Annotated in this window: 7 protein-coding genes; 2 read left to right on the plus strand and 5 right to left on the minus strand. The window is 62.8% G+C overall.

What is annotated here, in order from left to right; genetic code table 11:
• Positions 1–157 precede the first annotated feature (157 nt).
• From ptsP to NDI72_RS12235, 5 genes are all read right to left on the minus strand, one after another.
• The gene (gene ptsP, locus NDI72_RS12215; protein WP_283800579.1) at positions 158–2140 is read right to left on the minus strand and encodes a phosphoenolpyruvate--protein phosphotransferase; all 1983 of its coding nucleotides are present in this window, start codon (positions 2138–2140) and stop codon (positions 158–160) included.
• A 36-nt stretch (positions 2141–2176) separates the two neighbouring features.
• The gene (locus NDI72_RS12220) at positions 2177–2557 is read right to left on the minus strand and encodes a PTS glucitol/sorbitol transporter subunit IIA (RefSeq protein ID WP_206545652.1); all 381 of its coding nucleotides are present in this window, start codon (positions 2555–2557) and stop codon (positions 2177–2179) included.
• 71 nt (positions 2558–2628) lie between these two features.
• Entirely contained in the window at positions 2629–3636 is a 1008-nt protein-coding gene (gene srlE, locus NDI72_RS12225; protein WP_283800580.1) for a PTS glucitol/sorbitol transporter subunit IIB, read from the minus strand.
• Positions 3637–3650: 14 nt separating this feature from the next.
• Positions 3651–4409: a PTS glucitol/sorbitol transporter subunit IIC gene (gene srlA / locus NDI72_RS12230; protein WP_113153512.1), complete on the minus strand. Its 759-nt coding sequence runs from the start codon at positions 4407–4409 to the stop codon at positions 3651–3653.
• A 64-nt stretch (positions 4410–4473) separates the two neighbouring features.
• Positions 4474–4911 carry a transcriptional regulator GutM gene (locus NDI72_RS12235; RefSeq protein ID WP_283800581.1) on the minus strand — a complete coding sequence of 146 codons (438 nt, stop codon included), beginning with the start codon at positions 4909–4911 and terminating at the stop codon, positions 4474–4476.
• Positions 4912–5096: 185 nt separating this feature from the next.
• Between NDI72_RS12235 and NDI72_RS12240 the strand changes: the two genes are divergently transcribed.
• Positions 5097–5744 (plus strand): hypothetical protein, encoded by a 648-nt coding sequence (locus NDI72_RS12240; protein ID WP_206545650.1) that lies wholly within the window; start codon positions 5097–5099, stop codon positions 5742–5744.
• Positions 5745–5848: 104 nt separating this feature from the next.
• Positions 5849–6535, plus strand: a complete 687-nt coding sequence (locus NDI72_RS12245; protein WP_283800582.1) for an HAD family hydrolase — start codon at positions 5849–5851, stop codon at positions 6533–6535.
• Positions 6536–6797: the final 262 nt, after the last annotated feature.

Consider the following 6797-nt stretch of genomic DNA (forward strand, 5'->3'; position numbering starts at 1 on the left):
GCTCTCATTCATTGTTCTTACGCAATTTCGGATGGAAAACCGGTTCCCACTTTTCCTGGAGTTGCTCCAAGATGGCAAAAGACCGGCCAACCGCATATTCGGCAGCCGGTCTTCAAGTCTTCGATGGTCAGGGGAAGCGCACCTGACCGGAGCGCTGCTAGCCCGCCTTTTCGAACAGCTCGGAAAGCTGCTTCTTGGTGGCCTGCACCGAAGCCGGGCTCATGCTGAGCTCGGTCAGTCCCATGCGAATGAACTCGGGGATCAGATCGGTACGCGCGGCGGCCTCGCCGCACATGCCGATCTCGATGCCCGCCGCGACCGCTGCCCTGGCGGCCTGCTCGACCGCAGCCATGACGGCTGGATGGGCGGCGTCGTTCAGGTTGGCAACCGACGGGTTCAGGCGGTCCGCCGCCATCACATACTGCGTCAGATCGTTGGTGCCGATGGAAAAGAACGCGACCTCCTTCGCCAGCGCTTCCGCGCCGAAGACGGCAGCCGGCGTCTCGATCATCACGCCCAGCGGGAATTCGCCATGGGCAACGCCCTCGGCCTTCAGCTCGGCGGCGCATTCATCGATCAGAACACGGGTGCGGCGCACCTCTTCAACGGTCGAGACCATGGGCAGCATCACGCGCAGATTGCCATGAACGGCAGCGCGCAGCAGCGCCCGGAGCTGAACCTTGAAGATGTCAGTGCGGTCGAGGCACATGCGGATGCCGCGCCAGCCGAGAAAGGGGTTTTCCTCTTCCGGGAATTCGACGCCGGAGATCGGCTTGTCGCCGCCAATGTCGAGCGTGCGCACAATGACCGGGTGGTCCGGGAAAGCGCGGGCAAGCTCGGCATAGGTCTCGGCCTGCATATCCTCGGACGGCAGGTGCATGTGCCGCATGAAAAGAAGCTCGGTGCGGAACAGGCCAACGCCCATTGCGCCGGCTTCCTGAGCGGCCTCGACCTCTTCGAGCGAGCCGAGATTGGCCGCCACCTGAATGACCGCGCCATCGGCGCGGCGCGGCACCACATCCTTGTAGACCCTGAGCGCTTCCCGCTCGCGGGCGGCAGCGCCGATCATCTCTTCAAAGCGCGCACGGGTGGCCGCGTCGGGTTCGACAACAACCTGTCCCGTGTGACCGTCAATGGCGGCTTGCTTTGCGTCGCGCAGTTCGTTGACGGCCTCGCCGAGGCCGAGCACTGCGGGAATGCCATGGGTGCGGGCGATGATGGCCACATGCGACGTCGCGCCGCCATGGCCACAGACCACGCCGCCAAGACGCTTGAGCGGCGCACGCGCCAGATCCCATGCGCCAATGTCCTCGGCGACGAGAATGGCCCCTTCGGGAATGTCGTCGAGGCGCGCATCTTCCTGACCGAGAAGCGTGAGGCAGATCTGGCGGGCAATGGCCTCCATATCCTCGGCGCGGGCGGCCATATAGGCGTCGTCCAGCTTGCGGAAATCATCGGCCAGGCGGGAGGATGCGGCGATGACGGCGGATACGGCGTCGAGACCGCCATCGATGGCGGCAAGCGTTTCGTCGCGCAGCGCATCGTCTGATGCGATGTCGCGCAGCGCCGCGACGATGCCGCGATCGCTTTCCTGCATGCCATCGGATGCAAGCGAACGGTCGAGTTTTTCCTGAAGACGCTGGATCGCTTCCGCGAAGCGCTGCTTTTCCGGCTCGATTTCGCCGGCGGAAAGCGTCGTGTTGTTGGGAACGATCTGCTGCGGGAAATGCGCGAAGACAGGACCGAGGCCAAGCCCGGCGCTGGCGGCAACACCATGAAGGCCGCCATCGGCGACCAGAGGCGCAGCCGGTGCGGCAGGCGCTGCGGGCGCAGGCGTCTCGGCGGCGGGCGCCTTGGCGAGCTCGCCCACGCCTTCCTCGACACCCGACATGGGGTTTTCAAGATAGGCGATGAGGGCATCGACGGCCTCAATGGCGTCGGCGCCATCGGCGCGAATGGAAACTTCGTCGTTTTCCTTCACACCAAGCAGCATCAGCTTCACCGAGCTCTTGGCGCTGACAGCCTTTTCGCCCTTGATGATTTCCACATCGCTCTCGAACCCCTTGGCGAGGCGCACGAAGCGTGTGGCGGGACGGGCATGCAGGCCATCCTGCACTCTGACGATGGTCGAGCGTTCCATAACGGTCTCGTATCTGTTGTTCAGTTCGTTACGGCGTTATGCGCCGATGGTGATGACTGCATCCGTCTTCAGGGCCGCAACAAGCGTTGCCGGCTCGACGACGGAGGCGCAGATCTCGCCCGGACGCTCCACGGCGTTCGCGCCATTGAAGTTCACAACCACATGGCCGATCTCGCGCACCTTGTTCCAGGCGGCTTCGCCCATGGCGGTGATTTCGGCGGTCACATCGCCCACGGTAACGCGGGCGCCAGCGGCCGGCGCGGCATCGGACGGACCTTCCTGCACCGCATGCAGAACGGAAACCTCGGCAAGTTCCTCCGGCGCGCCGTCAGCGAAAAGAATCAGGACACCGCCTTCCGCCAGATCCGCGACTTCGGGACCGACCGCAGTAATACGCGTTTTGAGAAACACCGACATTCAAATAACTCCATGCAAACATTCGTTTCGGGAAGGGCGGCCGCCCAAACGACGACCGCCACCCCGTTGTTTTAAAGAACCAGCAGGCTGACGCCCCAGGCAATGGCCACGGAAACCGGGCCCATGACCTGACGGCTCAGAAGCACCGCAGGGACACCGATCTCAATGGTCTTGGGTTTCGCTTCGCCGAGGGCCAGGCCCACCGGAACGAAGTCACAGCCTACCTGCGTGTTGTAAGCGAACAGCGCAGGCAACGCCATGGCCGGTGAGATCGTGCCGTTGGCAATCTGCGGTCCGATGATCGCCACGCCGATCACCTGCGCGATGACCGCGCCTGGCCCGAGAATGGGCGACAGGAACGGCAGGCCGCAGATGGCCGAGATGATGAGCAGGCCGATAATGTTGTTGGCCAGCGGTCCCATCGGCTCGGCGAGAATGTCACCGATGCCCGTGTAGAGGATCAGACCGATCAGCATGGTCACGAAGGCCATGAAGGGCAGCACGTTGCGCACCACCTGATCGATGGTGCGGCGACCGGCGTTGAAGAACACGCCAACCACATTGCCCATCACGCGGCCAACGCTGCTGATGAGGCCGACAAGGCCGCCTTCCTCGGTGGCCGGCGCCGCAGCCGGAGCACTCTCCGTGCTCTCTGCCTCGGACGACGCGGCTGCGCCGCCAGCAACAGCGGCTGCTTCCGTGCCGTCGGCCATCTCGATGTTCTCCGGCGTGACGCCCGAGACATAGATGTCCTCGGTGATGTACTGGGCAAGCGGACCTGCCTGGCCGACCGGAGTCAGGTTGACGGTGGGAATGCGCTTGCGCGGGTAGACGCCGCAGCGGGCGGTGCCGCCGCAATCGACGACCACGACAGCCATCTCGCCTTCAACGGGCGGGCTCTTGAAACCGTCAACGGCTTCACCGCCCGTCATCTCTGCGATGCGCTTTGCGACGGGGTGGATGCCGCCGCCGGTGACCGACACGATCTTGTTGCGCTGGTCCGTCAGTTCGATCACGAGCGGACCGCCCCAACCTGACGAGCCCCTGGAGATCTTTACTGCTTTGTATGTTTTAGCCATGTCCTGCGCCTCCCCTAGAGCTCAACGCCCTGGCGGCGCGCCAGGATGGCCGTGATCCGCTCGGTCAGCATGCCCTTGAGCAGGATGACGAGGAGACCGACCAGCGCGTACCAGATGGCCACGGTGATGTGATAGCCGATGGGCACGACGCCCTGGCTCTCAAGCTCGAGCAGAGCGACGAGAATGCCGCCCCAGACGAAGTACTCACCCGGGTTGATGTGCGGGAACAGGCCGAGCGGCGGGTGCACATAGGACACGGCGGCGTCGTAGAATGCCGGCTTGTGCTTTTCCTCAAGGAACGAGCCGAAGGTGTAGGCCATCGGGTTCGTGAGGAAGAAGACGGCGAGAACCGGAAGCACCGTATAGCGCGTGAGCGCGATGCGGCCGGCGCTCTGGGCAAGGCCGTGAACGCGCTTCTCGCCCACCAGTTCGGTGATGGCGTAGAAGGCGGTCATCAGCACGACCAGCGTCGGGATGATGCCGGTGACGAAGCCAGCAAAGACCTCGCCGCCCTTCTGGAAGATGCCGATGAAGTACTTGCCGGCGGCGGTGAGCCAGCCGAGCTGTTCTTCCTGGGCAACCGAGTCCAGCTTCTGCCGGAACTCTTCGACCGAAAGGTCGGTGCCTGCCTGAGCAAGCACGACCAGATCGTTTGTCGCCGCCTTGGCGGCGAGTTTGCCGTGCAGTGCGGCATCACCCGCCACCGCGCCGGCCATATGCAGCCCCTGCATCGCCGTATCGGCGTGCTGGGCCATCATGGAAATGACAGACATAGTCCTCCCTCTCTATTCTGCTCACCCCGGTAATTGAGCCCCGGTGAGCGCGCAGTCCCGTATGTCATGCTTTTGAAGCGGCCAGAGATTCCCGAAGCGGCGGCTCCTCGCCTGCCCGCGTACGGTCTATCTGAGCAACCGCCTGCGTAATTGCCGCGGTCAGCCCCGGCTGCTTTTCTCCGAAAAGCGCCGGTTCGGCCCGCAACTGATCAAGGGCCATGCCCTCGAACTGCTCATGTCGCTTGAATTTTGCGAAGACGGAGCGGCCACTCATGGTCAGGATCCGGCGCACGGCGAGATCCGGCGAAACCACGACGATGGCAATTGCACCGCGTTTCAGGAAACGGCCGTGAAATGCGCCCGTGCCGACGAAACCATCCGCATATTTCTGCGTGATGCCTTTAAAGACGTCGGAATAGTGACGCATCTGCAGCCACACGCCGTAGGACTGTAGCGCCCATACGACTGCGAGGAGCAAAAGCCCCCATTGCCATAGTGCCATCAGGCATTACCTCCCGAAACGCTCTTCCCAAGCGTACGCACGTCAACACACTTAATAATCCTGAAATTAAGAACATTTGTTTTTTGAAATGTCAAATTGTATATTCCTTCAAATACGTGGATCGCGGCTTATTTGATTGGAACCGACATGCCGCATGTTATGGTTCCGGCTAAGGAGTTCACCCGTTGGATCTGGATTTCAAGAACGAACTTGCAGTCATGCCCGATTTACGCCACCGGCTGCGCCAGTTGCGCTGGTTTCGCACGACCTTTCGCGGCAACGCGAAGGCTGTGACGCAGCATTACGGTGTCGTGTTCGAGGTGGATGAGGAGAAGCTCACCCGCGTCTTTCTCGACTGGGTGGAGATGGTCGATGCGCAGAAGGCCTATGCCCGGCTCGACCGTGGCGATTTCATCATCTATGCCGCCGGCCTCGCGCTGAAGGAGATGATCCGCCATGCGCCGGTCACGGTGACGCCGGAAAGCACGGTGACGGGCGACGCGGAGAATGCGGAGATCGTCAAATTCTGGCCAGAGGGCTTTCTCTACACGAACTACTGCGTGTGCGCGATTGCCGCCATCTTCGAGCAGGAATTCGGCGAAGCGCCGCGTCTGGCCCGCTGTGCGGACGATCTGCGGACCTGGTGGTCCTACCGCGAGAACACGCGCGAGATGCCGGCCTCGGCCGTCGCCTTCCTCGACCGTTTCCTTGGTGCGGAGCCCAACTGGGTTGCGCCCGATCTCGTGGAAGGGCGGATCGCCATGCGCAACGCCATCGAAGCCGGGCGCAAGAGCATCGAAGCACCCTCAATCTTCCCTGACCCGGCGAGCTAGATCGCCGGGTGTTTTCAACTGACGAAAAAATGCCCTAAAGGGCGGCATTCATTCGCCACGTTGAAACGCAGCCTCCCCCTCAGCCCCGAAAGTCCGGAGTTTTCATGACTACCCCCCTGATCATATTCGATTGCGACGGTGTTCTCGTCGACAGTGAACCGCTTGCCGCAATCGCCTATGAGCGCGTTTACAACAAGCACGGCCTGGCGCTGAAGCGCGAGATCGTCGGCCAGTGCATCGGCATGAAACAGGCCGACATCATTACCCGCATCGAAGAGCTGACCGGCTTTGCCTTCCCCGCCCATGCGGATGGCGACATCTGGCTGGAGACGAAGGCGCTGCTGGAAGAAGAACTTCAGCCGACGCGCGGCATCGTGCCTTTCCTGAGCAATCTGAAGACGCCGCGCTGCGTCGCTTCCTCATCCTCCATGGAGCGGATTGAGCTCAGCCTCGGGGTCTCCGGCATTGCCGATTTCTTCGGCGACGACGTGTTCAGCACCTCGATGGTGCAGAACGGCAAGCCGGCACCGGACATCTTCCTGTTCGCTGCAGAGAAGCTCGGCGGCGCTCCGGCCTCCTCCGTGGTGATCGAGGACTCGCCCTTCGGCGTGCAGGGCGCGGTGGCGGCCGGCATGACGGCCATCGGCTTCACCGGCGGCAGCCACACATTCGACGGCCATGGCGAGAAGCTCAGCGGTGCCGGCGCACATGCGGTCTGCGCAAGCTGGGACGAGGTCGAAGCGGAGCTGAGGCAGCGCGGCCTCATCGCCGACGCTGTGGCGGGCGCTTAAAACCTCTCCACGCTTCCGGAACGGCTTCCGGGCAAAGAAAAGGCGCTGCCTGTGATGATGGCAGGCAGCGCCAGACGCGGTCAAAGTCGTTTTCGGTATTCTTCAGGCGGTGCGCCGTTTCATGAGAACGGCGGTCCGCCTTTCTTTTTGGTGGGCTTCCCCGGTGGCGAGCCCCCAAGCCGACCGGGAAAGCCTGTCCGGAAATTCCGGTCAGACGAGCATCGCCATCGGGTTTTCGATGACCTGCTTGAAGGCGGCGAGG

Origin of the sequence: Nitratireductor sp. GZWM139 (assembly GCF_030068685.1) — a bacterium.
GTDB classification, from domain to species: Bacteria; Pseudomonadota; Alphaproteobacteria; order Rhizobiales; family Rhizobiaceae; genus Nitratireductor; species Nitratireductor aquimarinus.